This is a genomic window from Marinobacterium sp. YM272, assembly GCF_050908845.1.
GTDB lineage: Bacteria > Pseudomonadota > Gammaproteobacteria > Pseudomonadales > Balneatricaceae > Marinobacterium_D.
This window is the reverse complement of sequence record NZ_CP194171.1, coordinates 2,200,174-2,225,524: the sequence shown is the minus strand read 5'-3', so window position 1 is coordinate 2,225,524 and position 25,351 is coordinate 2,200,174. Positions and strand designations below refer to the sequence as shown.

Below are 25,351 nucleotides of genomic sequence, written 5' to 3'. Positions count from 1 at the left end.
CACGCTGAGACGCTATAGGCTTAATCATAGCTTCCCTGGGCATCAGCGTCGGCCAGACCTTGCAGAAAAGCGCGAAACTGAACCTCATCGAACGGCCAATTGAGCTCCTGCCCTGAGGCAGGGGCTCTGATGACCGGTATCCGCGTGGCATAACGCTCCATCAGCGCATCATCAAAGGCGATATCCACCAGATCAACCTCAGCATCACCGGGTTTCAATACGGCCAGCAACACGCTGACGGCCTGTTCGCAAAGGTGGCATCCATCGGTGGTCATTAATTCCAGGTCGGGCATCGCACTCGCTCTTTCGGGCCTGCAAAAGCGCTCAGGGTAACGCGCTTTAACCCGTCGGGCGACTCCTTGAAGCTTTCTCATACAGAGAAACAACGAATTTTTTTGCCCCAGGCCGCCAGAATAAAACTTTCTGCAACAAGTAGATGCGACCCTAACGCATAGTGCACTGCACAATTATCGGATCAACCATCGCCCTTTGGTGGTTGCTCTCGATGTTGGCTGAGTCTATGCTCAAAAATCGGTCGCCGGTTCGGGGGGACAGCCCGCGGTGCCGGAGACAGCTTATCTATACCCGTATTGGAGTCGGCATACCTATGGATAAAAAAACAGAGAGCGGAAACTATTCCATCGATCCACAGGAATTCATGAACTACGTTGCACACGAGACCAACAAAGTACTGGAGATGTTTTCCGCCTCGGGCGGTGATGACATCTTCCGTCAGTTCACTCAATCCTGGACCGAGCTGGCAACCCGCTCACTGGAAGACCCTACCGTCTGGATCAAAGCCATCACCGACTACCAGCAGGCGCAGTTCAGCCTGTGGCGCAACCTGTTGAACGGAAACACCAGCGACACGCCTGTCGCCCAGCCCGAAAAAGGCGACCGCCGATTCCAGGGCGAAGAGTGGTCAAAAAACCCGATTTACGATTACATCAAGCAGTCCTACCTGCTGACGTCTCGCATGCTGGTGGATATGGCCTCCAACGCCAAACTGGCTCCATCCGAACAGACCAAGCTTGAGTTCTATACCAAGCAGTATGTCGATGCACTGTCACCGACCAACTTCGCGTTTACGAACCCCGAAGTGATGCAGCAGGCGATGGAAACCAAAGGCCAGAGCCTCGTTGACGGCCTGCGCAATCTGCTGGCGGATATCGAGAAAGGTCGCATCTCGATGACCGACGAAACCGCCTTTGAACTTGGCAAAAACCTGGCAACCACTGAAGGCTCGGTAGTTTACCAGAACGAGATGTTCCAGCTGATCCAGTACAAGCCGGAAGGCGAGCAGGTCTATGAGCGCCCAACGTTGATTGTTCCGCCGAGCATCAACAAGTTCTTTATCCTCGACCTCCAGCCGCACAACTCTTACGTACGTTACTGCGTCGAGCAGGGCCAGAATGTTTTCCTGGTCTCCTGGGTCAACCCCACGGCCGACCAGCGCGATCTGAGCTGGGACGATTATGTCCGTGATGGCGTACTGCGTGCGATTGAGGTCACCAAGGAGATCAGCGGTTCAGAAAAGCTTAACGCCGTCGCCTGGTGTGTTGGTGGCACGCTGCTGGCCACCGCCCTGGGACTACTGGCAAACCGCAAGGACACCAGCGTTGGTTCCGCGACTTTCCTGACCACGCTCACCGACTTTAAAGATCCGGGCGATCTTTGCGTATTCATCGACGAATACCAGGTCAAACAGCTGGAAAGCAAGGTTAACTCTCAGGGCGTGCTGAACGGCCGCGAGCTGGCCACCTCCTTCAACATGCTGCGCTCAAACGACCTGATCTGGTCCTACGTGGTCAACAACTACCTCAAGGGCCAGACACCACCGCCGTTCGATATCCTCTACTGGAACAGCGACTCCACCAACCTGCCGGCCAACATGTACACCTTCTACATCAACAAGATGTACCTGGAGAACAAGCTGTCCGAGCCGAATGGCCTGGAAGTGTGTGGCGAACCGATAGACCTGGGCAAGATCAAAATCCCCTGCTATTTCCTGTCCACCCTGGAAGATCATATCGCACCGTGGAAAGGCACGTTTAAGGCAACGGAGACCTTCGGTACCGATATCGAGTTCGTGCTTGGCGCCAGCGGCCACGTGGCGGGCGTTATCAACCCCGCATCCAAGAACCGTCGCAACTACTGGATCAAGGGCGAACAGGGCAAGGGTCCTGATCACTGGCTGGAAACCGCCGAGCGCCAGGAAGGTTCCTGGTGGCCGAACTGGGCGGAGTGGGTTCGCCGTCGCGCCGGTAAAAAGATCGACGCGCCGAAAGAGTATGGCAACGCGACCTACAAACCGATCGAAGCAGCGCCGGGCTCCTACGTGCGCCGCCGCATCGATTAACCGAAGCGATCCGTCACTTCCTTTTAAACGGGGCGCCAATGGCGCCCCGTTTGCTATCATGCGATGCTCTTAAGCCGTATTTAGCAAACCGATGAATCAGGTTTTGGCACACACACCTCGCCTCTCCCGCGCTGCGGCCGAAGTGCGGATCCTTTTCGCCCTGGCCTGGCCCATCATGATCACTCAGCTCGCCCAGGAGGCGATGGGCTTTGTTGATACCCTGATGACGGCACGTGCCGGAGCCACTGAGCTGGCCGCTATCGCGCTGGGCACCAGTCTCTGGTTACCGCTGATGCTGACACTGATCGGTATTTTGATGGCGACCACGCCACTGGTCGCTCAACGGGTGGGATCCGGCTGCGAAACATCCACCCGCACCCACCTGATCGAGTCGCTGAGCATCGCCCTTTTGCTCGCTGCTATCTCTGTATTTGTGTTAAACAACACCCACCCGGTACTCGCACTGTTCGACCTGCCCCCCGAGCTTGCCAACAAAGCCGCCAATTACCTCCAGGCGATCAGCTGGGGCTTTCCTGCGCTGATGCTATTTCAGGCTCTGCGCAGTTTCATGGAAGGCTTCGGCTCCACGCGAGCAGTGATGCTCATAGCAATCGCCGGTGTGCTGGTAAACATTCCACTGAATTACATTTTCATCTTTGGCAAATTGGGAATGCCCGCCCTCGGTGGCGTCGGCTGCGGATATGCCACCAGCATTATCCTCTGGCTCAACCTCATTCTGGCCACCTGCTTTCTGCTGCGCTCGCGACGTTTTCGGTCGGTGCGCAGCCACTGGCAATGGCAACCGCCCAAGATCCGCGCTCTAATGCAGTTTCTCCGCCTTGGCGTGCCCATAGGCTTCGCCCTGCTGATCGAGGCAAGCATGTTCTCGGTCATTTCCCTGCTGGTAGCCAATGACGGTGCCGAGGTGATCGGCGCCCATCAGATCACCTTCAGTATCACCGGCCTGATCTTCATGATCCCGTTAAGCCTTGCCCTTGCTCTGACGATTCGCATAGGGCAACAGGCCGGTCGTGATGACTACAAAGCTGCCCGCTTCAGCGTTCTTGTGGGTTTCGGCCTGACACTGATGATCGCCCTGCTTAACTCTTCAGTACTGCTGTTTGGCGGGTCCATGCTCGCAGGACTCTATACTGATTCTGCAACCCTGATCAGCCTGACGGTGACACTGATTCAGATTGCAGCCCTGTTCCAGTTAGCAGATGCGGTCCAGGTTTGCACCGGTGGCATGCTGCGCGGCTACAAGGACACCTCGGTCACCCTGGGCGTTGTGCTGCTTGCCTACTGGGCCATCGGACTGCCAACCGGCCACCTGCTGGCACGCGGCGCCGATCTTGGCGTGGCCGGTTACTGGTGGGGATTGTTGATCGGTTTGACCACAGGCGCCGTACTCCTGTCACGTCGGCTATACAGGATCAGCCATGTTAACGAAACTTCTTGCCGCACTGCTGTTGCTACTGCTGGCCAGCGGCTGCCGTGAAAACGCTGCCCGGCAGATGCTTGAGACCTATACCAGCCGTGTCGGCAACGCTATCGAACAGGAGGTTGTAACCCATTTCGACCAGGCACTGGCTGCACGTATTCCCTTTCCACCCAAGCGTCAGCGACTGATCGAGATTCCCGAGATCCGCGAGGGCCTGATCGATGTACTCGATTTCCGCCACTGCGACCTGCTGCACGCGATCGCCGAGCGCAACACCTCCCTTGGCCGCCTCGCCCCCGGCTCGCAGAGACTGATCTACGAGCTGGAGATGTTGCCAGCACTCAGGAACTGCCGAATCACCCTCACCCGCATCAACGACGAGGATCTCGAACCCCTTGCCGAACGTCTGGAGGTGATAATCGCGCTCAAGCAGCGCACCTTTCCCAGCCTGCTCTGGAACGCGCTGTATACCAGCGAGGAGATGGAGCAGCAGTTTTCGCTCGGCGAACCGCCGCTGCCCCTGAACAGCGAGACAGACATCACCCCTGCGAAACAGGCGCTGGAGCACTTTGCCGAGCTGGCCACGCTGAGCAATACGGACGACTGGGAGACGCCCCTGTTTGCTGCCGAGCTCGAGTCTGATTTCGAGCAGCTCTACCGCACCCGGTTTGGTGCACAGTGGATGACCAGTCTCGTGCTGCTGACCCACGCACTGGAGAGCACCGCCGATGCAATTGACCAACGCCTGGCAAGGCGGCCAGTCTGCTTCAAGCAAAGACCCAATAACCAGGCACGCATTATCCGCAACGTTTTCCAAACCTTTTACGCCGGCGAATTCCAGCCCTACCTGTCCCGGGTGGAACGTACCGGGCGCCTCTGGCGCGAGGCTCAGCTGCGCATCATTGATCAACTGCCGGCAACGGACGCTGCCAGGCACTACTTTTCAGTCACGTTATCCGAACACAATCCTGACAGCCTCTGGAGCCACTACCTGCTGGCGCGCGACCGCCATACCCAGAACTGGCAACGTCTGCTGCGTCAGTGCGGAATGATGCCCGGCCAGTAAACCGCGCTTGAGACAAGACTGGTTTTCACCGAAGATGTGCGCGGCTGGCAAGGGACGATCAGAGTGCAGATTCATACCGCGAAAATCAGACAAAACGGCTTCGCGGCTGGGCGCTCCTCACTGCTGCTCGGCGCTTGCGGCCTGATCGCCCTGCTGCTGACCCTGCTGAGCCAGGCAAGCGATGGCGTCCGCCTGTCCAGCAGCGACATCGAGCACCTGAGCCAGCTTTATGGTGATCAGGCCGGCAAACGTCTTACCGCCTGGCAGACCCTGATAACCGAGCTTGCGCACGCGACCGAGCAGGAAAAACTGCAACAGGTAAACGCATTCTTTAACCGGGTCCGGTTTCTTGATGATAGTGTTCACTGGAAACAGGAGGATTACTGGGCCACCCCGGTCGAGTTTCTGATCAGCAACGGTGGTGACTGCGAAGACTTCTCCATCGCCAAGTACTACACCCTGAAAGAGCTCGGTGTACCGGTCGACAAGATGAGCCTAGCCTACGTTAAAGCATTAGCGCTCAACCAGGCGCATATGGTACTGACCTATTACCCCACTCCCGACGCCGTCCCGCTGGTGCTGGACAACCTGATCGGCGAGATCAAAACCGCCGACCAGCGTCCAGACCTGCTACATGTGTATACTTTTAACGGCGACAATCTTTGGCTCAGCAAACGCGGGCGCCGGGCTCAACTGGTGGGGACCTCCGACCGACTCGAACCCTGGGTCAAACTCCAGTCCCGGGTAGACACCAACAACGTTAACCTAGAGTAAGAGGCCGCAAAGGACATGTCTCTGGTCAATCAACTCATCGCCGCTGTCATGGCCGTACTGATAGGACTGGCATCGGGTACGCTGTATGTGATGTCTGAAAGCGGCAAGTCGATGCTGCTGCGCCAACTGGAATCCCACGCACAGGATAGCGCAACGCACCTCGGACTTTATATCGCCCCCTACATGGCTTCCCGCGACAGCGCCGCGATCGAAACGGCGGTGAATGCAATTTTCGACAGCGGCTTCTACCAGCGCATCTCGGTACTCGATCCTGAGGGTGAACCTCTCTTCATCAAGGAGACGCCGCCGAGAATTTCGGACGAGGTACCTAACTGGTTTGTCAGCCTCATCGATATCGAGCCCCCCTCCATGCAGCGCAGCATCACCCACCAGTGGCGTCACGTTGGCGTTATTCATGTGCAGAGCAGCGCCGGCTATGCCTACGAGCGCTTCTGGGAAGCCGCCCAACGCGCGCTGATCCTGTTCGTTGTATTGGCAATCCTGGCGGCGCTGATTATCAACCTGCTGCTGCGTTACCTGCTAAAGCCGCTGAAAACGGTCGAGCGCCAGGCCCAGGCACTGGCGCAGAAAACCTATATTGAGCAGCCTCAGCTACCGAAAACCCGTGAGCTGCGCAGCGTTGTCCTGGCGATGAACACCATGGTTCGTCAGGTAAGGCAGATGTTCGATGAACAGACCCGCACCATCGAAGAACTCAGATCGATCGCTTACCGCGACCCCTTAACGGGACTTTTGAATCAACGCGCCGCCACCGCTCAGCTGCAGGAGCGGATCGATTACGATCGTGACTTCGGCCCGGCGACTCTGGTTCTGGTCAGGCTGCGCGCCCTATCCGAAATCAATCACCAGACCGGGGAGGAGAACACCAACCATCTGCTCAAGTTGATCGCGGAAAGCCTCAGGGAAGTCGCTGATCATGGCGGTCGTGCACTGGTTGGGCGGCTCAGTGGCGCAGAGTTTGTGCTGCTGACCGAACAGCAGCCGCTTCAGCATCTGAAGCCTCGGCTGGAGAAATTGCTGGAGCGTGTCGATAGCCAGCTTATGGCACTTTATGACGACAACCCCGTGCCTGCACAGGCAATGCTCTTGGGAGTCAGCCATACCGCAGACCCGGGAGACTCGTCGCAACTGATCTCAGAGGCGCGGCTGGCAACGAAAGAGGCCGAGCAAAGGCAGGTTGCGATCCAGGAATACGCCAGCAGCGCCACCATGGAAAACCGCTCTCACAGCTGGCACCAGCATGTTGCCTCGGCAATCAGCAACTGCCAGGTATTCTTACAGTATCAGCGTCTGATCGACGCGCAAGGCGCGCCTGTACACGGTGAGCTGCTGGCCCGGATACTCGACGAGGAGAACGCCCCCTGTCCCGCGGGCCGCTTTATCGGCGTGGCCCGCGATCTTGGCCTACTGGACGCCATGGACCGGGCAGTCATCCTCAGAGCACTGGCGCACATCAGGCGGCAACCCGACGCTATCGCCGTGGCGATCAACCTGGGCAGGGATAGCTTATTGGCCTCTGGCTTCGCCCGCTGGCTGGGCGAGCAGCTGGCCGGGCTCTCGCAACCCGAGAAGATCAACTTTGAGATCAATGAAACGGTGATTCTCAACAACACCGAAAGCGTACTGGCGCTGAAAGAGCAGCTTCACACATTCAGGGTGAAGCTGGGCGTGGACAACTTCGGCGTACATCCTCAGGGGTTCAGCTACCTGTACCGGTTGCAGCCAGACTACGTGAAAATCGATGGCTCACTGATCCGGGATATCGACCGCAATGATGAAGACCGCTTCTTCGTACGCAGCCTTATCGGCGTTGCGCACAACATTCAGGTGAGCGTCTATGCCGAACACGTGGAGCGGGACTCCCAGCTTGAACAGCTAAGAGTCCTTGGCATCGACGGCACCCAGGGATACCTGCATGGTCGTCCCCGGGCACTGGACTGAATTCAGAGCGACTGCCTGACCCAGCGCTCCAGTGAGGACTGGTCCAGCGCACCCGACTGACGGCCAACCTCCCGTCCGCCGTTGAACAGAATAAGCGTGGGTATACTGCGTATGGCGTAACGTTGCGCCAGCGCCTGGGCAGACTCGGTATCCACCTTGACGAAGCGGGCCTGGGGCTCCAGTTCCGCCGCGACACGCGCAAAAACCGGCGCCATCATTTTGCAGGGTCCACACCACTCGGCCCAGAAATCCACGACCACCGGCAGATCCGTATTGGCAATCAGACGATCAAATCCCGCGGCATCCAGGGCGACCGGCTTGCCTTGAAACAGATATTCACCGCACTTGCCGCATTTCGGACGCGACGCCAGGCGCGCCTGCGGCACACGGTTAGTGGCCAGGCAGGAGGGGCAACTCAGGGTAAGGTTTGTGGACATCAGATCCCCCATCTAAAAAGTTGTTGGCGCATCGGCGCTGAACCGCCGACGGCTCCAAGCTGATTAGTGGGGGCTTGGCGGGTAAAGATCAAGCGCTGCTGGATCAGCGCTTGTTCAACTGCAACAGCATGTCCAGCTTCTTGTTCATGCGCTGCTCTTTCACTTCAGCAGCCTGTTTCTTCTGCTTCACGCGCTCTTCTTTCTGCTTTTCACGCTCTTCTTTCTGCTTCTCGCGACGCTGATCACGCATCTGATTGAGCTTTTCCTGGGCGTGAGCCGCTTCGTCTTCGGTGACGGTTCCCGCCGCGGCGCCATCCAGCCCGATACGGTCGGCACCGGCCTTGAGACTGCGCAGATAATGCGGATTGCGCACGTAGCTGGCCAGGGCGCGCTTGATGCGGTTACGGGCGAGCTTTTCATCAGCAATCAGATCTTCCTGAATCCCGATTTTCAAGGGCCGAACATTTTCGCGACTGAACACCTCCGGGTAGGTATCAAACAGCATCTGCAGCGCTGCCTGGTTCGCCGCCCTGTTCTTGGCGCGGTTGCGGTTAGTGGTTTCCGGTGACTTTTCGGTCTGATTCACTGACACACTCTCATGTTTTTCACTCTGATCACTGGCGTCTGCCGACTCCAGCGCCTTAAGACGACGCTCACATTCACTCAGTAGCGTCTCGGTTTCCTGGCGCAGCCGCTCCAACTCTCCCACGCTCAGGCTTCCCCTTTGCGGATGAAATAGACAAATACTTCATCCTCGACCATCTGGTCGAGCAGTTCATGCCCCAGGAACTGACAGAACTTGGGAATATCCCGCTGCGTCGACGGGTCCGTTGCCCGGATACAGAGTACCTGCCCTACCGCCAGTTCTCGCACATGATTGTGCAACATCATCACCGGCTCGGGGCAGAACAACCCGCAAGCATCCAGAACCTGATTGGCTTCAATTTCTGCCATTATCCAATCCGCAATAAACAAAGTCGGCTATTGTCGCAAATTCATCGGACGGGAGAAACCTGAGTTGCAGGCTCAAGCCACTGAATTATGCTTAAACTAATGATAAAAGCAGGGAGTTAAACGGCAATGATTAGAGTACTGATCGAAAGACAGATTGCTGAAGACCTTGGCAGCCATTACGACCAACTCTCCCGCGAGCTTCTGCAGAAAGCCATGCACTCACATGGCTTTATCTCCGGCGAGGTGCTGCACGATATCGATGACCCCAACCACCGCCTGGTTATGGCCACCTACCGTAACGTGAGTGACTGGCAACGCTGGTACGGCAGCGCAGAGCGGCGGGAAATGCTGGAAACCCTCGAACCCCTAATGGAACACGAGGAGAAAATCACCATTTATGAACACTGAGCAGCCACTCAGTCAACAACACGCAGCCAGCAGGTGATCTCCTCCCGGTCATGGTAGAGGTGCTTCGCCTGCAGGCGCGCATCAACCCCTGACTCTTCGAGGGCGGTGCGGATGCGCTCAAGGCAGTTTCTGACCTCGGCATAACGTTGTTTCATCGGCAGTTTGAGGTTGAATACCATATTACGGCTCCAGCCGTTCAGCGCCCAGTCGATCACCATCGCCGTGGTGCGCGCAGGCTTTTCAACCACATCACAGACCATCCAGTCGACAGGCTTGCCGGGCTGATAGGTAAACGCATCCTCCATCAGGTGTTCGACCTGCCCCGTTTCCATCAGGTCCTCATTCATCGGGCCGTTGTCGATGGCAGTGACAAACATGCCGCGCTTTACCATCTGCCATGTCCAGCCGCCGGGGGCCGCACCCAGGTCTACACCGGTCATACCTGCAGCGAGTTCAGCATCCCACCTATGCCGGGGAACAAACCAGTGCCAGGCCTCTTCGAGCTTTAACGTGGAGCGACTCGGGGCCGATGCCGGAAATTTCAGGCGCAGGATACCGCCAGGCCAGGGCGAACTGTTGCGCACCGGCGCCACACCGACAAACATATCCCGGCCGTTAAGAATAAATAGGTGCAAGCGCCATTCGGCGCGGCTTTTGCGCGGCATCAGCAACCCCTGCTGACGCAACTTCGGCGCTAGAGCCGAAGCCAGCTTGCGTCCAAATCCCTGCAGCTCCCGCCCCTCGGTCGTATCCGGGGTTTCAACCACAATCTCTGCACACATCGGCAGTTCGGCAATCTGCTCAGTCAGGGGCGTGATTCGGTCTTTGGGGGAGAGATCCTGCAAACCGGGCATGCAGGCGAACCACTGCCGGGTAAAAATCAGCTCTCTGAACCTGATCTCCGATACCAACTGCTTGGCATCAGCCGGCGACTGCAGATGAAAACTGACATAGCCACTGCCACGTTCCAGTGTCGGATAGCCGTAATAGCCCGCGGCGGCCGCCAGTTCCGATATTTCAGCTGCACACTCGCCCTCAAAGCCTGAGCGACAAAGAAGTATCAACGTATCCGCGGTTTGCATCGGCACACTCCTGCCTCGCTGCTAATGGACGGCGCACTATAGACAGCTCAACCGGCATCCTCAACCGGTGAAAAACAACAGTCTACGACTTAAGGCGTAGAAAACACCCCAAAAGCCCCGTTGATCCATATCAACCAATGGAAGTTTTGCGACAGCGCAAAAATAACTTCAACCCCGGATCCAGCCCCGAAATTATCATCAAGCTCGCCGGGACCGCTCATCCGTCAAAAAAATTACTCTTTACCATTCAAACAATTAGAGCATCCAGACAGGAATACAGCCGTTTAAATCCCCACCGCGAACTTTTCATTTTCCGGTGCGACAAAGAGCCACACTAAAACACCACATCGCGTTGAAAAGGTGGGGGTATTACCAGATAATTGCCCGCGGAACTCTTCTTACTTTTCTAGCTTGTTGATGAGAGCCTGACATGAGCACTGCAACTGAACAACCGACTTACAATTACAAAGTCGTGCGCCAGTTCGCCATCATGACGGTGGTATGGGGTATTGTCGGTATGGGCGTTGGCGTCCTTATCGCAGCCCAGCTGGTATGGCCGGCACTGAACTTCGACCTTCCCTGGTTGAGCTACGGACGTATCCGTCCGTTACACACCAACGCGGTAATCTTCGCGTTTGGTGGTTGTGCACTTTTCTCGACGTCTTATTACGTCGTGCAGCGCACCTGTCAGACCCGTCTTTTCTCTGACGGTTTGGCCGCGTTCACTTTCTGGGGTTGGCAGCTGGTAATTCTGCTTGCAGCCATCAGCCTGCCGCTAGGCTTCACCTCCGCCAAGGAGTACGCCGAGCTGGAATGGCCGATCGATATCCTGATCGCTCTGGTCTGGGTCTCCTACGCCATAGTGTTCCTCGGCACAGTAAAAATGCGTAAAACCTCCCACATCTACGTGGGTAACTGGTTCTACATGGCATTTATCCTGACTGTCGCCGTCCTGCATATCGTCAACAGCATGGCAATGCCGGTCACCCTGACCAAGTCCTACTCCATGTACCCGGGTGCGGTCGATGCCATGGTTCAGTGGTGGTACGGTCACAACGCGGTCGGCTTCTTCCTGACTGCAGGCTTCCTCGGCATGATGTACTACTTCGTACCGAAGCAGGCTGAGCGCCCGATCTACTCTTACCGCCTCTCCATCGTCCACTTCTGGGCGCTGATCGCCACCTACATGTGGGCCGGCGGCCACCACCTGCACTACTCTGCACTGCCTGACTGGACCCAGTCAGTAGCTATGGTTATGTCCCTGATTCTGCTGGCTCCGTCCTGGGGCGGCATGATCAACGGCATGATGACCCTGTCCGGCGCGTGGCACAAACTGCGCACCGACCCGGTTCTGCGCTTCCTGGTTGTATCTCTGTCCTTCTACGGTATGTCCACCTTCGAAGGCCCGATGATGTCAATCAAGACCGTCAACGCCCTGTCTCACAACACCGACTGGACCGTCGGTCACGTACACGCCGGTGCTCTGGGTTGGGTTGCGATGATCTCCATCGGTGCTGTCTACCACATGATTCCGAAACTGTTCGGCAAGGCTCAGATGTACTCTGTTGGCCTGGTTAACGCCCACTTCTGGCTGGCCACCATCGGTACCGTTCTCTACATCTGCGCGATGTGGGTCAACGGCATCCTGCAGGGTCTGATGTGGCGCGCCGTTAACGAAGACGGCACGCTGACCTACAGCTTTGTGGAAGCACTGGAAGCCAGCCACCCGGGTTATCTGGTTCGCTGGATCGGCGGCATGTTCTTCCTCACCGGTATGCTGCTGATGGCATTCAACGTGTGGCAGACCGTTCGTGCCGGTAGCTCTGTTAAAGCAGCTGAGCCTTCAGCACAGACTGCTTGATCGAGACTAGGAGCAGATAGCAATGATCAAACACGATACGATTGAAAAGAACATTGGCCTGATGGTCCTGCTGATCATCATCGTCATCAGCGGCGGTGGTCTGGCAGAGATCGTCCCCCTGTTCTTCCAAAGCTCTACCACCAAGCCAATCGAGGGCCTGCGCACTTACAGCGCCCTTGAACTGGAAGGTCGCGACATCTACATCAAGGAAGGCTGCCACGTCTGCCATACCCAGATGATCCGCCCCTTCCGTGCTGAAACCGAGCGTTACGGCCACTACTCAACCGCTAACGAAGACGTATGGGAACACCCGTTCCTGTGGGGCTCCAAGCGGACCGGTCCGGACCTCGCCCGTGTAGGCGGTCGTTACTCTGACGACTGGCAGCGTGCACACCTTTACAACCCGCGCGACGTGGTACCTGAATCCAAGATGCCGTCTTATCCGTGGCTGTTTGAAAACAAACTGACCGGATCGGATACTGCAGCGAAGATGCAGACCATGCGCAAACTTGGTGTGCCTTACACCGACGAACAGATCGACGGTGCACAGGAAGAAGTTGCAGGCAAGTATGAGATCGATGCTCTCGTAGCCTACCTGCAGTCTCTCGGAAAGCTGCACAGCGAATACACCAACAAGCGGTAACTATCTGTGAGTTACGAAGTTTATGGCCCTTATCTGCCGGTAATCATGCTGATCACGTTTGTCGCCCTGTTCATTTGGGTGGCAAACCCCAAGAACAGCAAACGATTCGACGATGCCGCCCAAGCTCCTTTCGCTGATGAAGAGGAGCATGAGCGCGCAGCGGAACAGCAGGCCAAGGACGCCAATAACGGGAGAAACGACAAATGAGTGCTTTCTGGAGCGCATGGGTAACAGTGATTACCCTGGCCGTGATTTTGGGCTGCACCTGGTTGCTGTTGGCAACCCGGAAAAGCGAAAAGTTCAAGGATCAGACCGAAGAAACCCTCGGCCATGAGTTTGATGGCATCGCCGAGTTCGACAACCCGCTGCCGAGATGGTGGTTCATGATGTTCATGGGCACCGTCATCTTTGGCCTGGGCTACCTGGCTCTCTACCCGGGCCTGGGCAGCTTCCAGGGCCTGCTGGGCTGGAGCTCCCATGGTCAGTGGGAAGAAGAGATGCAGCACGCGGAAGAGGTCTACCAGCCGGTTTTCGCCAAGTATGCAGCTCTGTCCATTGAAGAACTGCAGGCACCGGAAAATGAGACCGGTCTGAAAATGGGTCAGCGCATGTTCGCCAACAACTGCTCAGTCTGTCACGGCTCTGCAGGTACCGGCGCATACGGCTTCCCGAACCTGACCGACAACGACTGGCTGTATGGCGGCCAGCCGGACACCCTGATCACCACCATCGCCAATGGTCGTAACGGCGGCATGCCGGCCTGGGGCCAGGTGCTGGGTGAGGACGGTGTGCGCGACGTAACCTCCTACGTGCTCTCTCTGAGCGGCCAGGAAGTCGACGCCGCGGCGGCTGCACGCGGCGAGAGCCAGTTCCAAGCACTCTGCGCGGCCTGCCATACGCCTGAAGGCACCGGCATGCAGGCACTGGGGGCTCCGAACCTGACCGACGACATCTGGCTTTACGGCGGCAGCTTCGAACAGGTTGCTCACACTATCCGCAACGGCCGTGCAGGCGTTATGCCGGCACACAAGGATCTTCTCTCCGATGACAAGATCCATCTGATCGCGGCATACGTGTACAGCCTGTCTAACAAGTAAGAAGCAGGCAACTTAAACAAAGGCGATATGATTCAGGTCATATCGCCTTTTTTGTTGTTTCTCTATTATTCACGGTACAGTTGCAACGGGAGACCAAAAGTTTCTCGAGCGGATAGCAGACTGCACTGAGAATTCCAACAACAAGCAGACCTTCCCTCAGCGGGACTGGCACTGCGCAGCGCATGCACTGTAGTATTCGCGAAACCTAATACAAGACCTCACCAAGGGTCGCCTTCTCTCTGTGTGGTGATTCGGCATGAACCAGATTCCGGTAAAAGATCTCACGCCCAAAAAAGGCGCCGGCGACGGAAAAGATTCGTATGATCTTTACGCCAAGCGCGAACATATCTACGTCAAATACTACAAGGGCTTTTTCAAGAACTTCCGCGTCATATCCGGCGCCATAATGCTTATCATGTTCTACGGCTTTTCCTGGCTTCAGTGGGATGGCCGACAGGCGGTGCTGTTCGACCTGCCCAACCGCCAGTTTCACGTATTTGGACTGACTTTCTGGCCTCAGGATTTCATGCTGCTTTCCTGGCTGCTGATTATTCTCGCCTTTACCCTGTTCTTTGTGACCGTCTTTGCCGGTCGCCTCTGGTGCGGTTATGCCTGCCCCCAGTTCGTCTGGACCTGGCTGTTTATCTGGGCCGAGCGCATTACCGAAGGTGATCGCAATAAGCGGATGAAGCTTGATAAGACCAAGATGAGCAAAGAGAAGGCGTTCCGTAAAGCCGCCAAGCACGGTCTCTGGCTATTCATCGCGGCCGCAAGCGCCATCGCCTTCGTCGGCTACTTCTCCCCTATCCGCGAACTTGTACCCAGCATCTTTGTCTGGGATCTGGGCCCCTGGGAAACCTGGTGGCTGGCCTTCTTCACCGTCGCCACCTATGGCAACGCCGGCTGGCTGCGCGAACAGGTCTGTATCTACATGTGCCCTTACGCCCGCTTCCAGAGTGTCATGTTCGACCAGGACACGCTGATCATTTCCTACGATGAAAAGCGCGGCGAAAAACGCGGCAGCCGCAGAAAAGGCGTCGACTACAAGGAACAGGGGCTCGGTGACTGCATAGACTGCGGCAACTGCGTCCACGTTTGCCCGGTCGGCATCGATATCCGTGACGGACTGCAGTATGAATGCGTCGCCTGCGGCGCCTGCGTCGACGCCTGCGACGACATCATGGACCGGATGAACTACCCCCGCGGCCTGGTGCGCTACACCACGGAGCACCAGCTCGAAGGCAAGAAAACCCACATTTTCCGCCCCCGGTTGATCGGTTACTTTGCCGCGCTGGTCGCGATGTTCATCGCCTTCGGTTACACCCTGTACAGCCGGGTACCACTGGAGATCGATATCATTCGCGACCGGGGACAGCTCTATACAACCACTCCGTCCGGAAAGATCGAGAACGTCTACACGCTCAAAATCGCTAACAAGGAACAGGCGGATCATCAGTACCGCATCAGCGTATCCGGCGTAGAAGGTCTTGAGTTGCATACAGAGGATGTTGTCGACATTGCCGCTGGTGAGCTGCTGGACTATCCGGTGCGCGTACAGATGGATCCCGCGGATATCGAGCGCCCCAATTACGATATCAAGTTTACTGTCGAAGCGACGGATAACCCTGCGATCACGATGACAGAAGACAACCGTTTTATCGGCCCTTCGCCGTCGAGATAAAGCTATCCAAGTTGATCGGCAATTAGTTTAGAATACCGGCCGGGATCACTCCCGGCCGCACTGTTTTGAGGTAGTTCATGCGCGAAGAAACCCACGCCCCCTGGTACAAACAGACCTGGCTCTGGTTCGTACTTGCACCACTGATCGCAACCGTTATCTACGGATTTCTGTTCCTTTACCTGTCGATCGTCACCAACGATGGCGTCGTGAAGGATGACTTCTACAAGGTGGCCCGAGGCATCAGCGCGGACCCCTCCCGGGAAGAGCAAGCCCTGAAAATGGGTATCCAGGGCAGACTGACTCTGGACAGCCTCACCGGTGACGTTCAGCTGCAACTGGCCAGCCGGGAACAGCTGCCACCGCAGCTTCAGCTCAATCTGGTGCACCCTACCCACCAGAAATATGATCAGGCACTGCAGTTGCGCTCAGTCGACAACCGGGGGTTATACAGCTCCAACCTTCAGGGCAAGATCGAAGGCAAACGCTACGTGATTATTGAGCCGTTTGATAAAAGCTGGCAGATACGCACGGAAACCACCCCGCCCTACGATCACAAGACCTTCGACCTGGGCGCCGCGAAGTAACGGAATCCGAGCTGCATGAACTCCCGTGTCGAGACCGGCTCACTGACCCACTGCTATCACTGCGGCCTTCCGGTGCCGCCGGGCAGTGACTTCACCCTTCGCATTGACGGCGCAGAGAGAGCGATGTGCTGTCCTGGCTGTCTGGCCGTGGCAGAGACCATAGTGGCAGGGGGTCTCGACACCTTTTATCGGCACCGGGACAAACAGAACGCCACCAATGAACAGGTGCGCAACAGCAACGCGGAACAGCGCCAGCAGGAGCTGCGCCTCTTCGACAGCGCCGAGGTACAGGAAAGCTTCGTCCACAGCAACGACAGGGGTGAGCGAGAAGCGCTGTTGGTGATTGAAGGTATTACCTGCGCTGCCTGTACCTGGTTGCTGGAACACCACCTGGCGAAACAGCCCGGCGTTAGCAGTATCAGCGTCAACCTGACCACACACCGGGCACGGCTGTGCTGGGATCCTGAAAAGACAGCCCTCAGCACACTGATGGGTGAGGTTGACCGTATCGGCTATCAAGCCCACCCCTATCAGCCCAACCGTGAAGAGGCCCTGCTCGAACAGGAACGCAAGCGCGCTATCCGCCGCCTCGGCGTAGCCGGCGTATTCACCATGCAGGTGATGATGCTGACCGCCGCACTGTACGCCGGCGATATCAGTTCCTCCATGGAGGGGCGTTTTGTCGACTTTATCCGCTGGGCCGCATTTATTCTTGCCACGCCGGTTGCGCTCTACTCCGCCCAACCCTTCTATAAGGCCGCCTTAAGAGACCTGCGCACACGCCAGCTCAGCATGGACGTGCCGGTATCCATCGCTATTCTTTGCGCTTATATCGCCAGCGTCTGGGCGACCGCCACGGGAACCGGCGACGTCTACTACGACTCCGTGACCATGTTCACCTTCTTTCTGCTGGTTGGCCGCTTCATGGAGATGCAGGCGCGCCACCGCACCGGGCGCGCTGGTAACGCACTGCTTAACCTGTTACCAACCAGCGCGCTGAAACTTAGTGATGGCAAGGAAGAACTGGTCCCGGCCACCCAGCTTAAGCGTGATGACCGGGTACTGGTAAAACCAGGGCACACCATTCCCTGCGATGGCATTATCGTGCGCGGTTCCACGTCGGTGGATGAATCCGCACTGACCGGCGAGTATATCCCCCTGGCCCGCGGCATTGACGATGCCGTGGTGGGCGGCACCCAGAATGTGGAGCACGCCGTCGAAGTACGGGTCACCGAGACCGGCAGCGAATCGCGCCTTTCAACCATCGTGCGCATGCTCGACCGGGCTCAGGCGGAAAAACCGGCGGTCGCGCGGATCGCCGACAAGGTAGCGCGCTATTTCGTTACCGCCACACTCCTTGCAGCCATTGCGGTAGCGACCAGCTGGTGGTTTATCCGTCCGGAAGATGCCTTCTGGATCACGCTGTCTGTGCTTGTGGTGACCTGCCCCTGCGCTCTTTCCCTGGCAACCCCCACTGCGCTGACAACGGCCACGGGCACACTGCGCGCCAGCGGGCTTCTGATCAGCCGGGGACACGTGCTGGAAAGCTTTGCAACGGCGACCCACGTAGTCTTCGATAAGACCGGCACCCTGACCGAGGGAAATCTGCAGATCCAGGCCGTTCACCCTCTCGGGAGCGCGGGGGAAAAAGAGCTGCGCCAGCTCGCTGCCGCACTCGAATCTGCATCAGAACACCCCATCGCCCGCGCTTTTGCCCCTTTCGCCGCCGAACAGGCGGACGAGGTCAAAAACCACCTCGGCCAGGGGCTTGAAGGACAGATTGCCGGTAACCGCTACCGTATAGGTAAACCCGAGTTTGCAGCACAGATAACGGGCGTTCCCGCGCCGTCCCAGCCTGACCAACAGGGTCTGTGGCTGCTGCTTTGCGATGAAACCGGGCCATTGGGCTGGTTCCTGCTCGATGACCAGATTCGTCCCGAGGCTCGGCAGATCGTCGATGAGTTGAAACAGCTTGGACTCGAGAGCGTCATGCTGACCGGTGACAGCTCCAGCGCCGCCGACGCAGTGGCCCAGAGACTCGGTATTGGCCGTCTTGAAAAGGGCGTCAAACCGGAGGACAAACTGGCGTTTCTGAACCAGTTGAACGCCCAGGGCGCCGAGGTGATCATGGTCGGTGATGGCATCAACGATATCCCGGCACTGGCCGGCGCCCGCGCCTCCGTTGCCATGGCTGGCGCTACAGATCTGGCCAAAACCAACGCCGACGCGGTACTGATCGCCAACGACCTGCTGAGACTGGGCGACGCCGTGCGCCTGGCCAGAAAAACCCGCGCCATCATTCGTGAAAATCTGGCCTGGGCGGCCTGTTACAACCTGCTGGCCCTGCCGCTGGCCGCCACCGGTTATATTCCTCCTTATATGGCCGCAATCGGCATGTCGGCCAGCTCACTGGTGGTGGTTGGCAATGCGCTGAGACTCAGCCGCGCCCCCAGAAAGCCAAAACGCTAATCCGGAGCCCTATATGAGCATCATCTATCTGCTGATACCCATAGCGATCATTCTTGCGTCAATCGCGATCTGGGCATTTTTCTGGAGTGTCAATACAGGTCAGTTTGACGACCTGGAATCACCGGCCCACAGCATCCTCTACGACGATGACGAGGAGTTGATTCCCGGTGATGTAAAGCGTGAAGAGAAAAACCAGGGCGACACAGGCAGCGTCAAAGATAAAAATGGCGCCTGAACCTCTACAGTTTTCCATCGCACTGATGATCGGCCTGCTTGGCGCAACCCACTGCGTCGGTATGTGCGGCGGCATCGCGGCCAGTGTCAGCCTGAGCCAGGGAGATTCACGCCGCGGCATCCCCCTGATCATCGCCTACAACATCGGCCGCATCACCAGCTACGCGGTTGCCGGGGCGCTGATCGGTCTGCTCGGCTACCAGATCAGCGGTGGCAGTACGGGTATTATTCTGCGCACGCTGGCCGCTGTGTTGCTGATACTGATGGGACTGTACGTGGCACAGTGGTGGCAGCTACTGACACGGCTGGAGCGCGCCGGCGGCCTGCTTTGGCGCTATCTTCGTCCTCTCGCCGCCAAACTGCTCCCGGCTGACACCCTGCCGCGCGCCCTGCTTCTGGGGACTCTCTGGGGCTGGCTGCCCTGCGGCCTGGTGTATTCGACACTGATCTGGTCGTCAGCGGCGGGGCACTGGTATGACAGCGCCCTGCTGATGATCGGTTTCGGTCTCGGCACGCTGCCGGCAATGCTGACCACCGGCCTGCTGGCCCAGCAGGTCCGATCGCTGATGCAACGCCAGGGCGTGCGCAGAGGCGCAGGGGTGCTGATTATACTCTTCGGCGTTTACACACTTCCCATTTCCGCTCTGACCGGCCATTGACGTCGGTCAAGCGATACACAGATCGGACTGTTATACTTGCGCCCCGCGACAAGGTTTAACGAGGATTGACCAGAAGTGAGCACCAATAACCGCATCCAGTGGGATCTCGATCTCATTCGCCGCTACGACCTGTCCGGGCCCCGGTATACCTCCTACCCGACAGCGCTTCAGTTCGATCCCGAGCTATCCGCCGATGATCTGATAGAGTGCGCACGCACCAGTACCGATACGAACAGTCCGCTGTCCCTCTACGTGCACATCCCTTTCTGCGAGCATGTCTGTTATTACTGCGCCTGCAACAAGGTGATCACCCGACGTCGTGACAAGGCCCAGCCCTATCTCGACACCGTCTACAAAGAGATGGAACAGCTTGCCAGCTGGTACAGCGGCGAGCGTCAGGTAAACCAGCTGCACTGGGGCGGCGGCACACCGACGTTTATCTCGGATCAGCAGATGCGCGACCTGATGGCTGCGTTGCGCCACAACTTCAATCTGCGTGATGACGACCAGGGTGACTACTCGATCGAGGTCGACCCGCGCGAAGCGCAGGACACCAGCCTCGAAGTGCTGCGCGAGATCGGTTTCAACCGCATCAGCCTGGGCGTACAGGATCTGGATCCAAAAGTGCAGGCAGCGGTCAACCGCATCCAGCCCACCGAACAGACACAGCGGGTGCTCGACACCTCCCGAGCACTGGGATTCAAGTCGATCAACATGGACCTGATCTACGGCCTTCCCCACCAGACGCTGGATGGTTTCAATGCCACCCTCGATGCGGTCATCGAGATGTCACCGGACCGGCTGTCGGTATTCAACTATGCGCATCTGCCGGATCGTTTCCGCCCCCAGCGCCATATTAAAGCCGAAGATCTGCCGAGCCCCGAAACCAAGCTGCATATTCTGCAAAGTACCATCGAGCGATTGCTGGCGGCCGGGTATGTTTATATTGGCATGGACCATTTCGCCAAGCCGGACGATGAGCTCGCGCTGGCACAGGCCAACGGCCAACTGCACCGCAACTTTCAGGGCTACACCACTCATTCCGACTGTGACCTGGTCGCCATGGGCGTATCCGCCATCAGTCAGATCGGCGATGTGTACTACCAGAACGAGCACGAGATCAGCGCCTATGGTCAGGCCGTGGCAGACCGGGGCCACGCCGTGCGCCGGGGCGTCAAGCTCAGCGCGGACGACCATATCCGTCGCGCCGTGATCACCCGGTTGATCTGCCATTTCGAGCTTGATATGCAGCGCATCGAGGCAGAATTCGCTATCGATTTCCGCCACTATTTTCATAAAGAGCTGGACAGCCTGGCGCAGTTTGCCGACGACGGTCTGGTATCACTCGACAGCCATCAAATCCGCGTGACCGATGCCGGCCGGCTGCTGATTCGTCGCATCTGTATGGCGTTTGACGCCTACATCCCGCCTGAAACAGCCACACGCCGCTATTCCAGGATCATTTAAGTGGTTACTTCAAGGCGCGCGCCAAATGTTACATAATGCCTGGGTAGCCGCTTGATAGTGATCAAACCCACCTAGAGAAAGGGACAGCCCCATGGGTGACCATAAATGTGAAGGTAAACTGCGCAGTCTCCAGCAGGTTCACTGCAACACCTGCAGTCTGAGCTCGCTGTGCCTGCCAGTTTCGCTGAACATGACCGAGATCGAACGACTCGATAACATCATCGAGAAAAGCCGACCGATCAAGAAAGGTGAGCACCTGTTTCATCAGGGCGACGCCTTTACAACCGTTTATGCCGTACGCGCCGGAACCATCAAAAGTTACACCCTGACCAATGAAGGCGAAGAGCAGATCACCGGCTTTTACTTCCCCGGTGAGCTGGTCGGTATGAGCGGCGTTGACGGTGTCACCTATCCGGTTTCCGCCAAGGTGCTGGAAACCACCACGGTCTGCGAAATTCCGTTCGAGCGGCTCGATGACCTGGCCGGGCAGATGCCGGAACTGCGTCGCCAGATGCTGCGTACCATGAGCAAGGAGCTGCGCGACGACCAGCAGATGATGATGCTGCTGTCGAAGAAAAACGCCGAGCAGCGTGTCGCTACCTTCCTGATCAAGCTGTCCACCCGCTTCCGCGCCCGCGGCTACTCCGCGACCCAGTTCCGCCTGTCGATGTCCCGTAATGAGATCGGCAACTATCTGGGCCTGGCGGTGGAAACGGTCAGCCGTATCTTTACCCGGTTCCAGGCGATGTCGCTGATCCAGGTAGACGGCAAGGAGATCGAGCTGAACAACCTGTCCGAACTCTACGACCTGGCGGGCGAATGCAACCCGTTTGCAGAGTCCGACAGCAGCACCCAAAGGGGTTAGACATAAAAAAGGCGCTTATCCGCGGGGATAAGCGCCAGTACAGTTGCACAATGAAGTAGCCATCTCAATGTGTAACCCAACGCCGACCATTAAACACCCTCACCCGCTTCTGCACATTGAGTTAGATCAACAGCAAGCCTTGGAGCCAAGGAGCCCTTCCCGATGTCCTACGACGAGTTTTACGTCAAATCCGTTATTCGCTCGCTGCCGGACTGGCCTGAGCCCGGTGTCCTGTTCAGGGATATCACACCGATTTTCAAGGACCCACTGGCACTGAGAATGGTGACCGATGCGTTCATTCATCGTTACCTGAACTCAGACCTGACTCATATCGCCTGTATCGACGCCCGCGGATTTCTGTTTGGCTCGATTCTCGCCCACCAGCTGAACCTGCCGCTGGTTCTGGTACGCAAGAAAGGCAAACTGCCCGGCGACACCATCCATCAGGAATATGAACTGGAATATGGCACCTCCGCCGTGGAGATGCAGTCTGACTCCGTCACCGCCGGCGACAGAGTACTGCTGTTTGATGACCTGATCGCCACCGGGGGCACCATCCTTGCCGCCTGCACACTGATCAAGAACCTGGGGGCCGAGGTGATTGAAGCCGCCGCGCTGATCGACCTGCCGGACCTGCAGGGGTCTTCACGCATTCAGGAAACCGGAGTGCCGGTGTATTCGCTGATCGCGTACGAGGGCGCCTGATACAGGCTCTCCCCTTGCATCTGAGCCAGTGCCACTCAATAATGCGCGCCTTCGCTTAATCCGCTGCAATCCAACTGGACCCTGACAGGAGGCGCAATGCTCTGGTTCAAAAATGCCGTCTGGTACCGTTTCACCCCCGATACCGACTTTGATGCCGATAAACTGGAGCAGGCCCTTCTCGCCAAGCCCTTCACCCCCTGCAACCGCCACGAGCAGAAACGCACCGGCTGGACTTCGCCCACCTCGGGACTGACCGAAGGCCCGGTCTTCGCCAGCAACGGTTATCTGCTGATCTGCCTGCAGCAGGAGGAGCGTATCCTCCCGGGTACCGTGGTGCGCGACGCGCTGAACGAAAAGGTGGAGCAGATCGAGCAGGAGGAGGATCGCAAGGTCTATCGCAAGGAGCGCGCGAGCCTCAAGGATGAAGTCACCTTCGAGCTTCTGCCCCGCGCATTCACCCGGCGTCGCCCCACCCACGCCCTGGTTTCCGCCGAGCACGGCTGGATTGTCGTCGACGCCTCGTCGATCAATAAAGCCGAACAACTGCTCAGCGAACTGCGGGAAGCGCTTGGCTCCCTGCGCGTGCGCCTTCCCGAGGTACAGCAGTCCCCCGGCGCCACCCTGTCCGGCTGGGTGATGGGCGAACCAGCCCTGCCGAACGGCTTCGAACTCGAGCAGGAGTGCGAGCTGAAAGATACCCTCGCGGACGAATCCGGGGTGATCAAAATCAAGGGGCAGGAACTGACCAGTAACGAGATCCGCGCCCATATCGAGGGCGGCATGGAGGTCAGCAAGCTGGCACTCTGCTGGGAGCAGCAGCTACGCACGGTACTGCACTCGGACCTGACCCTGCACCGGCTGCGACTGACCGATGAGTACCGCGACCAGCTTGAAGAACAGGCCCCGGAAGAGGAGCTTGCCTCCCTGGACGCCGATGTCACCCAGCTTGGCCTCGAATTCACCCGGCTGTTCCCGCAGGTCCTCGCGGCTTTTGGCGGCGAGCTGGAGCGCTAGGACGATGTACACAGTCTACGAGATGTTCTACACCCTGCAGGGTGAAGGCGCCCAGGCGGGCCGGCCGGCGGTATTCTGCCGTTTTGCCGGCTGCAACCTGTGGAGTGGGCGGGAGAAGGATCGCGCCGATGCGATCTGTGATTTCTGCGATACCGATTTTGTCGGCACCGGCGGCCAGGGAGGCGGAAAGTTCAGCGATGCCGCCTCGCTGGCGGCAACCATTGCCAGTCTTTGGCCAGACCTTGGACAGGGCAAGCCCTATGTGGTCTGTACCGGCGGAGAACCGGCCTTACAGCTCGATACTCCGCTGCTCGACGAACTGCACCGGCTCGGCTTCGAAATCGCCATAGAGACCAACGGTACCCGCCCTCTTCCGGGCGGGATCGACTGGATCTGCGTCAGTCCGAAAGCCGGCACGGACATTGTGGTCACCGCGGGCGACGAACTGAAACTGGTTTATCCTCAGTCTCTGGCACCGCCGGAGCGCTTCGAGGAGTTCGATTTCACGCACTTTTTCCTGCAGCCGATGGACGGTCCGTTACAGAGCGCCAACACCGGCCGCTGCGTCGATTATTGCCTCGCCCATCCACAATGGCGCCTGAGCCTGCAAACCCACAAGTACCTGGGTATCGACTAGGGCGGTTTTAGCCTCGGCCATACCGGAATACCACCGCCTGGTGCCTAGCTTTGCTGACCTTCTGCCAAACGGGCACTGCTGCCCGGCAGATTGCGGGCAAGCATGATCAGGGCCGCTGGCAGCTGCATTACCAGCCCGTAGATCAACACCACCGCCGACATCTCGGGGCTCGATAACAGAGCGCCCGTCACCATCAGGGCGGTGCCCGCATTCTGAATCCCCACCTCCACCGCCAACGTCAGCTGTACCGCAGGGCCAAGCGAGAAGAGTTTCGCCAACAGGGCGCCTGAAAGCATCGCCGCCAGAGCAAGCACGAGCATCACGCCGGCATACGCCTGAAGAAGGCCCGGCAGGCGCTGATGATTGGCAAGTACAACCACCGCCACCATCGCCAGAAAACCGAACACGGCGACCGCTTTAACCCAGGGGTAAAGTCTCTCGCAGCGGCGAGGAAAACGGCTTCTGAGCCAGATTCCGAGCATCACCGGCAGCAGGGTAACTATTGCCAGCTTGATGATGGCGGGGAGTAGCGGAAAATCGGCGAGGCGCACACCAGCACCGGTGTAAACCAGCACGGCTCCAGTCAACAAAGGCAACGTAAAGGGGGCAATCAAACTGCCGACAGCGGTCAAACCGACCGAGAGCGCCGTATCACCCCGGGCTACCAGCGTAATCATATTGGAGGTGACACCACCTGGCGCCAGCGTGACGATCATCAGCGCGGCGGCAACCAGGGGCGGCAGCCCGAACAGCAGGCAGACACCCACTCCCACCGCCGGCAGCAGCAACAGCTGTCCGGCCAATCCAACCAGCAGCGCCTTCCGGTCCTGACTTACCAGGCGTTCAAGATCGCTGCGCTGCAAGGTGATACCGATACCGAGCATCATCAAGAAAAGAGCCGAGGGCAGCAGCAGTTTACTTAGAAAAGCGACATCCATGAACTGACTTCCGA

The 25,351-nt window shown here is 58.0% G+C and carries 26 protein-coding genes; 20 read left to right on the top strand and 6 right to left on the bottom strand.

Annotated elements, in window-relative coordinates; all coding sequences use genetic code 11:
- Positions 1 to 20: 20 nt before the first annotated feature.
- Positions 21 to 293 carry a glutaredoxin family protein gene (locus ACQUQP_RS09955; protein ID WP_432698645.1) on the bottom strand — a complete coding sequence of 91 codons (273 nt, stop codon included), beginning with the start codon at positions 291 to 293 and terminating at the stop codon, positions 21 to 23.
- A 314-nt stretch (positions 294 to 607) separates the two neighbouring features.
- On the opposite strand from ACQUQP_RS09955, the gene ACQUQP_RS09950 reads away from it, so the two are divergent.
- From ACQUQP_RS09950 to ACQUQP_RS09930, 5 genes are all read left to right on the top strand, one after another.
- On the top strand, positions 608 to 2,359 hold the full coding sequence (locus ACQUQP_RS09950; RefSeq protein WP_432698644.1) for a PHA/PHB synthase family protein: 1,752 nt from the start codon (positions 608 to 610) through the stop codon (positions 2,357 to 2,359).
- A gap of 91 nt (positions 2,360 to 2,450) precedes the next feature.
- The gene (locus ACQUQP_RS09945) at positions 2,451 to 3,857 is read left to right on the top strand and encodes an MATE family efflux transporter (protein ID WP_432698643.1); all 1,407 of its coding nucleotides are present in this window, start codon (positions 2,451 to 2,453) and stop codon (positions 3,855 to 3,857) included.
- On the top strand, positions 3,799 to 4,866 hold the full coding sequence (locus ACQUQP_RS09940; RefSeq protein ID WP_432698642.1) for a DUF3080 family protein: 1,068 nt from the start codon (positions 3,799 to 3,801) through the stop codon (positions 4,864 to 4,866). The genes ACQUQP_RS09945 and ACQUQP_RS09940 overlap by 59 nt, the downstream gene beginning before the upstream one ends.
- Before the next feature lie 63 nt (positions 4,867 to 4,929).
- A complete protein-coding gene (locus ACQUQP_RS09935; RefSeq protein ID WP_432698641.1) occupies positions 4,930 to 5,640 on the top strand; it encodes a transglutaminase-like cysteine peptidase in 711 nt (236 codons plus the stop codon).
- Between the two features lie 15 nt (positions 5,641 to 5,655).
- Positions 5,656 to 7,602 (top strand): bifunctional diguanylate cyclase/phosphodiesterase, encoded by a 1,947-nt coding sequence (locus ACQUQP_RS09930; RefSeq protein WP_432698640.1) that lies wholly within the window; start codon positions 5,656 to 5,658, stop codon positions 7,600 to 7,602.
- Between the two features lie 2 nt (positions 7,603 to 7,604).
- Here ACQUQP_RS09930 and trxC read toward each other — a convergent pair whose 3' ends face one another.
- The 3 genes from trxC to tusA form a co-directional block, all read right to left on the bottom strand.
- A complete protein-coding gene (gene trxC, locus ACQUQP_RS09925) occupies positions 7,605 to 8,039 on the bottom strand; it encodes a thioredoxin TrxC (RefSeq protein ID WP_432698639.1) in 435 nt (144 codons plus the stop codon).
- 103 nt (positions 8,040 to 8,142) lie between these two features.
- Positions 8,143 to 8,748, bottom strand: a complete 606-nt coding sequence (locus ACQUQP_RS09920; protein ID WP_432698638.1) for a ProQ/FINO family protein — start codon at positions 8,746 to 8,748, stop codon at positions 8,143 to 8,145.
- A gap of 2 nt (positions 8,749 to 8,750) precedes the next feature.
- Positions 8,751 to 8,993 (bottom strand): sulfurtransferase TusA, encoded by a 243-nt coding sequence (gene tusA / locus ACQUQP_RS09915; protein WP_432698637.1) that lies wholly within the window; start codon positions 8,991 to 8,993, stop codon positions 8,751 to 8,753.
- Positions 8,994 to 9,119: 126 nt separating this feature from the next.
- Between tusA and ACQUQP_RS09910 the strand changes: the two genes are divergently transcribed.
- Entirely contained in the window at positions 9,120 to 9,401 is a 282-nt protein-coding gene (locus tag ACQUQP_RS09910) for an antibiotic biosynthesis monooxygenase family protein (protein ID WP_432698636.1), read from the top strand.
- Positions 9,402 to 9,409: 8 nt separating this feature from the next.
- Here the strand turns inward: ACQUQP_RS09910 and rlmM are convergent, their stop codons facing one another.
- Complete coding sequence (gene rlmM / locus ACQUQP_RS09905; protein ID WP_432698635.1) at positions 9,410 to 10,483, bottom strand: 23S rRNA (cytidine(2498)-2'-O)-methyltransferase RlmM; 1,074 nt, start codon at positions 10,481 to 10,483, stop codon at positions 9,410 to 9,412.
- Positions 10,484 to 10,913: 430 nt separating this feature from the next.
- Between rlmM and ccoN the strand changes: the two genes are divergently transcribed.
- The 14 genes from ccoN to queE all read left to right on the top strand — a co-directional run bounded on the left by ccoN (position 10,914) and on the right by queE (position 24,399).
- A complete protein-coding gene (ccoN, locus tag ACQUQP_RS09900) occupies positions 10,914 to 12,344 on the top strand; it encodes a cytochrome-c oxidase, cbb3-type subunit I (protein WP_432698634.1) in 1,431 nt (476 codons plus the stop codon).
- 22 nt (positions 12,345 to 12,366) lie between these two features.
- Entirely contained in the window at positions 12,367 to 12,987 is a 621-nt protein-coding gene (gene ccoO, locus ACQUQP_RS09895) for a cytochrome-c oxidase, cbb3-type subunit II (protein ID WP_432698633.1), read from the top strand.
- 6 nt (positions 12,988 to 12,993) lie between these two features.
- Positions 12,994 to 13,194 (top strand): cbb3-type cytochrome oxidase subunit 3, encoded by a 201-nt coding sequence (locus ACQUQP_RS09890; RefSeq protein WP_432698632.1) that lies wholly within the window; start codon positions 12,994 to 12,996, stop codon positions 13,192 to 13,194.
- Positions 13,191 to 14,084: a cytochrome-c oxidase, cbb3-type subunit III gene (gene ccoP, locus ACQUQP_RS09885; protein WP_432698631.1), complete on the top strand. Its 894-nt coding sequence runs from the start codon at positions 13,191 to 13,193 to the stop codon at positions 14,082 to 14,084. Before ACQUQP_RS09890 ends, ccoP begins: the two co-directional genes overlap by 4 nt.
- 256 nt (positions 14,085 to 14,340) lie before the next feature.
- Complete coding sequence (gene ccoG / locus ACQUQP_RS09880; RefSeq protein ID WP_432698630.1) at positions 14,341 to 15,765, top strand: cytochrome c oxidase accessory protein CcoG; 1,425 nt, start codon at positions 14,341 to 14,343, stop codon at positions 15,763 to 15,765.
- A gap of 77 nt (positions 15,766 to 15,842) precedes the next feature.
- Positions 15,843 to 16,349, top strand: a complete 507-nt coding sequence (locus ACQUQP_RS09875) for a FixH family protein (RefSeq protein ID WP_432698629.1) — start codon at positions 15,843 to 15,845, stop codon at positions 16,347 to 16,349.
- Positions 16,350 to 16,364: 15 nt separating this feature from the next.
- Positions 16,365 to 18,818, top strand: a complete 2,454-nt coding sequence (locus ACQUQP_RS09870) for a heavy metal translocating P-type ATPase (protein ID WP_432698628.1) — start codon at positions 16,365 to 16,367, stop codon at positions 18,816 to 18,818.
- A gap of 13 nt (positions 18,819 to 18,831) precedes the next feature.
- Positions 18,832 to 19,053: a cbb3-type cytochrome oxidase assembly protein CcoS gene (gene ccoS, locus ACQUQP_RS09865; protein ID WP_432698627.1), complete on the top strand. Its 222-nt coding sequence runs from the start codon at positions 18,832 to 18,834 to the stop codon at positions 19,051 to 19,053.
- Positions 19,043 to 19,711: a sulfite exporter TauE/SafE family protein gene (locus ACQUQP_RS09860; protein ID WP_432698626.1), complete on the top strand. Its 669-nt coding sequence runs from the start codon at positions 19,043 to 19,045 to the stop codon at positions 19,709 to 19,711. The genes ccoS and ACQUQP_RS09860 overlap by 11 nt, the downstream gene beginning before the upstream one ends.
- A 75-nt stretch (positions 19,712 to 19,786) precedes the next feature.
- Positions 19,787 to 21,178 carry an oxygen-independent coproporphyrinogen III oxidase gene (gene hemN / locus ACQUQP_RS09855; protein WP_432698625.1) on the top strand — a complete coding sequence of 464 codons (1,392 nt, stop codon included), beginning with the start codon at positions 19,787 to 19,789 and terminating at the stop codon, positions 21,176 to 21,178.
- 91 nt (positions 21,179 to 21,269) lie between these two features.
- Positions 21,270 to 22,043, top strand: a complete 774-nt coding sequence (fnr, locus tag ACQUQP_RS09850; protein ID WP_432698624.1) for a fumarate/nitrate reduction transcriptional regulator Fnr — start codon at positions 21,270 to 21,272, stop codon at positions 22,041 to 22,043.
- Positions 22,044 to 22,205: 162 nt separating this feature from the next.
- Positions 22,206 to 22,748 (top strand): adenine phosphoribosyltransferase, encoded by a 543-nt coding sequence (locus ACQUQP_RS09845; RefSeq protein WP_432698623.1) that lies wholly within the window; start codon positions 22,206 to 22,208, stop codon positions 22,746 to 22,748.
- 96 nt (positions 22,749 to 22,844) lie between these two features.
- Positions 22,845 to 23,762 carry a recombination-associated protein RdgC gene (locus tag ACQUQP_RS09840; protein ID WP_432698622.1) on the top strand — a complete coding sequence of 306 codons (918 nt, stop codon included), beginning with the start codon at positions 22,845 to 22,847 and terminating at the stop codon, positions 23,760 to 23,762.
- Positions 23,763 to 23,766: 4 nt separating this feature from the next.
- Complete coding sequence (gene queE, locus ACQUQP_RS09835; RefSeq protein ID WP_432698621.1) at positions 23,767 to 24,399, top strand: 7-carboxy-7-deazaguanine synthase; 633 nt, start codon at positions 23,767 to 23,769, stop codon at positions 24,397 to 24,399.
- A 44-nt stretch (positions 24,400 to 24,443) separates the two neighbouring features.
- Here the strand turns inward: queE and ACQUQP_RS09830 are convergent, their stop codons facing one another.
- Positions 24,444 to 25,337, bottom strand: a complete 894-nt coding sequence (locus ACQUQP_RS09830; protein WP_432698620.1) for a bile acid:sodium symporter family protein — start codon at positions 25,335 to 25,337, stop codon at positions 24,444 to 24,446.
- Between the last annotated feature and the right edge of the window lie 14 nt (positions 25,338 to 25,351).

Coding starts and splice junctions, on each gene's coding strand:
- ACQUQP_RS09955 (WP_432698645.1), bottom strand. CDS start 293: ATGCCCGACCTGGAATTAATGACCACCGATGGATGCCACCTTTGCGAA.
- ACQUQP_RS09950 (WP_432698644.1), top strand. CDS start 608: ATGGATAAAAAAACAGAGAGCGGAAACTATTCCATCGATCCACAGGAA.
- ACQUQP_RS09945 (WP_432698643.1), top strand. CDS start 2,451: ATGAATCAGGTTTTGGCACACACACCTCGCCTCTCCCGCGCTGCGGCC.
- ACQUQP_RS09940 (WP_432698642.1), top strand. CDS start 3,799: ATGTTAACGAAACTTCTTGCCGCACTGCTGTTGCTACTGCTGGCCAGC.
- ACQUQP_RS09930 (WP_432698640.1), top strand. CDS start 5,656: ATGTCTCTGGTCAATCAACTCATCGCCGCTGTCATGGCCGTACTGATA.
- trxC (WP_432698639.1), bottom strand. CDS start 8,039: ATGTCCACAAACCTTACCCTGAGTTGCCCCTCCTGCCTGGCCACTAAC.
- tusA (WP_432698637.1), bottom strand. CDS start 8,993: ATGGCAGAAATTGAAGCCAATCAGGTTCTGGATGCTTGCGGGTTGTTC.
- ACQUQP_RS09910 (WP_432698636.1), top strand. CDS start 9,120: ATGATTAGAGTACTGATCGAAAGACAGATTGCTGAAGACCTTGGCAGC.
- rlmM (WP_432698635.1), bottom strand. CDS start 10,483: ATGCAAACCGCGGATACGTTGATACTTCTTTGTCGCTCAGGCTTTGAG.
- ccoN (WP_432698634.1), top strand. CDS start 10,914: ATGAGCACTGCAACTGAACAACCGACTTACAATTACAAAGTCGTGCGC.
- ccoO (WP_432698633.1), top strand. CDS start 12,367: ATGATCAAACACGATACGATTGAAAAGAACATTGGCCTGATGGTCCTG.
- ccoP (WP_432698631.1), top strand. CDS start 13,191: ATGAGTGCTTTCTGGAGCGCATGGGTAACAGTGATTACCCTGGCCGTG.
- ccoG (WP_432698630.1), top strand. CDS start 14,341: ATGAACCAGATTCCGGTAAAAGATCTCACGCCCAAAAAAGGCGCCGGC.
- ACQUQP_RS09875 (WP_432698629.1), top strand. CDS start 15,843: ATGCGCGAAGAAACCCACGCCCCCTGGTACAAACAGACCTGGCTCTGG.
- ACQUQP_RS09870 (WP_432698628.1), top strand. CDS start 16,365: ATGAACTCCCGTGTCGAGACCGGCTCACTGACCCACTGCTATCACTGC.
- ccoS (WP_432698627.1), top strand. CDS start 18,832: ATGAGCATCATCTATCTGCTGATACCCATAGCGATCATTCTTGCGTCA.
- ACQUQP_RS09860 (WP_432698626.1), top strand. CDS start 19,043: ATGGCGCCTGAACCTCTACAGTTTTCCATCGCACTGATGATCGGCCTG.
- fnr (WP_432698624.1), top strand. CDS start 21,270: ATGGGTGACCATAAATGTGAAGGTAAACTGCGCAGTCTCCAGCAGGTT.
- ACQUQP_RS09845 (WP_432698623.1), top strand. CDS start 22,206: ATGTCCTACGACGAGTTTTACGTCAAATCCGTTATTCGCTCGCTGCCG.
- ACQUQP_RS09840 (WP_432698622.1), top strand. CDS start 22,845: ATGCTCTGGTTCAAAAATGCCGTCTGGTACCGTTTCACCCCCGATACC.
- queE (WP_432698621.1), top strand. CDS start 23,767: ATGTACACAGTCTACGAGATGTTCTACACCCTGCAGGGTGAAGGCGCC.
- ACQUQP_RS09830 (WP_432698620.1), bottom strand. CDS start 25,337: ATGGATGTCGCTTTTCTAAGTAAACTGCTGCTGCCCTCGGCTCTTTTC.